Source organism: Rhizobium sp. PDO1-076 (genome assembly GCF_000247475.1).
Classification (GTDB): domain Bacteria; phylum Pseudomonadota; class Alphaproteobacteria; order Rhizobiales; family Rhizobiaceae; genus Allorhizobium.
Window position 1 is genome coordinate 1 of the sequence record NZ_AHZC01000212.1, and the last position, 2,454, is coordinate 2,454.

The 2,454-nt window shown below is 45.3% G+C and carries 1 protein-coding gene; it reads right to left on the bottom strand.

The genetic code is table 11. From position 1 onward, the window contains the following. On the bottom strand, nucleotides 1–840 hold an 840-nt coding region (locus tag PDO_RS12665; RefSeq protein ID WP_007602126.1), incomplete at its 3' end, for a hypothetical protein. Between the last annotated feature and the right edge of the window lie 1,614 nt (nucleotides 841–2,454).

Below are 2,454 nucleotides of genomic sequence, written 5' to 3' on the forward strand. Positions count from 1 at the left end.
TGTCGCTGCAGCTTTCTGTCGCTCATAGTCCCTCATGCTTTTAATTTCGCTATCGCGAAACGAAGGTGTTTCTGTCACCTTCTGACGTTCATATGCAACCATGCTATCGTTTTCGCTTTGGCGAAAGGTCGGCGCGCGCGTGGAGGTACGAGTTGCAACTCTCTCGTCCCTGGCCTCCAGAGAAAGAGCTGCATACCTTTCTGCTTGGAGTGCGCCGTAATCTTTTAGGCTTTGAAGCTCCGCTTGCCGATAAGTTACTTCTCTATCTTTTACATGTACCAGAACACTTGGATTTACCAATTTGTATATGCCATCTATCGGACGGCCACGTCCAACAAAACGTATGTTGAAGCCCGCCCCATCTCCGGACCAAATCCGTCCAAGTAATCTGGCCAACTCTAACGGCGGGTTCCAAGTATTCCGGGCGAAATCGAACTGTTCATTGTATGGGCGAATTTCACCAGTTATGAGAAGCTGACGATTATCTAGGACGGTAACAACACCTTTAAAACCAGCCGACGTCTTACCCCACACATATGCCCCCTCAATTGAAGGATTGCTGTAGTAGTAATCAGTAGTATATTTTGCGGATTTGTAGTTTTTTTCCGCCCTTATGATGCTATTTGTTTCAAATTTTACTGATGTTCCAGCAGCTTTCCCTTCTACGGCCCAATAGAAATCACGCGCGAAATCGTCAACGTCAAAAACCCTCCCGCCACCGGTTGACATATGGCTATACATATCCAGGGTTAACGTCGCTCCCTCGCCGTTCCTCCAGTGCTTAAGCGCGGCTTCGATGTCCAACGACTTAAGAGGTGCATCCTGAAAACCGTTACCCATCTCCTACAATCCCTCGCTCTCAAAATACAAAACTTCTCCAAACCTTCCGAAGGCAACCCTCAGATACAATCTGTGCCCCACCTCCTCGGCAGAGCAGAAGCCAATTCTACGTACGCCATTGGACCCCTCATTGTTGGCTGGCTGCTCCAACCGGCAGTCACGATACGAAACCCTACCCGATACACCGGCCTCTGACGCCATTCTAAAGTATTTTGATGAAACTACCTCCATCAACTGTGAATCATCTTTGATGGCTAAGTAGCTTGCCAACGTCCAACCGATCGAAAAAGCAACCAAGGCGATCAATAATAAGTAAATACGTCCCAACTTACACTCCCAACAAAAAACAACGCGACAACACGCTTAAATTTAGACCTTCATTGATTTGACAAAGGCACCTGAGACGAAAAACGCGCCAGCATCAGATTTACCGAGGACACCTTGGCCTTTACACTCGGAAGGTAGGTTGCGCGCCCAATATTGTAGGTATGGTATACATAGAGCGCCGCTACCGCTTGCAGTATGCCTGTCGAGTAATCATGGGCTTTCGAAATACTAGAAAGATCTTCCATGGCCTCATCTAGGCTATTTCCAATTTCTAAAATACTCCACCTTATTCGTTGTAATAAACATGAACTTAGCTACTGCGGCAGAAAGGTATGAAAGAGAAATGAAACTAATAATGTTCATTTTAGTTTGATCGCCAAATATATTTGCGATTATCAGGCACCTACCAACACATTCAACATAGTAAAACACGGAGTACGACAAGTCTAATTCGTAGATAAATATTGAAATAAGCGCAATTTTAACAATCTCCACCTTGCGATGCTCGAGCTCGACGGCTATTCGGCCGCGCTGCCGCGCGAGAAGGAAAGCAAGGACAGTTAGTACGCCGCACAGAAAATATGAAGCGTTTACACGGATCCACGGCCCATTATCGTGAAGCAAAATATAGGACACCACCATCGAAGATGATGACGCGCACGGTATAAAAAAATAAACCTCTATATTTCTAACTCGTCCCAACGCTTCTTTTATATAAAGTAAAAATGAAACAACTAGCACTACAAAATAGGCGCCGCCAGACCGCATAAAATGAATAAAACCGTGGTCTACGTAACTCATAAACAACAAATTTTCCTGTTTTGTACAATTCGATGTGGGCGATACAAAATTTTTAACGAGAATATTTCTTTAAAAAGGGGAGTGTCGCGTGTCGAGACATAAAATCTATCCATGATCTGCTTGCCCCAAGTGATGCGAAAATACTCCCTCATAAATTGCACCAGTCTAAAACCAGTAAAAACTACGCAGAATTGAAAATCAAGAGGCCCACACTCCGAAGCTGGATTGTAAGTGCAACAGCTTTCTCGTCGGATTCAATCCCTTTGCGGCTATAGATGTTATGACTATTCGCGGTTGTTCCATCAGTACAAACCTACACTTCCGCTTAGCGTATGCATTATTCTGATAATAATCATGGACAACTGTTGCAGCAAGGCATGAATTGTCGCGTTGCACGTAACGCCAAGAGATGTGCGTGCGCGGAATGCGGCGGTGGCAGGCTGACTTGTGCTTTTTTGGACTGCAGCGTTGCTCTAATGAGACCTG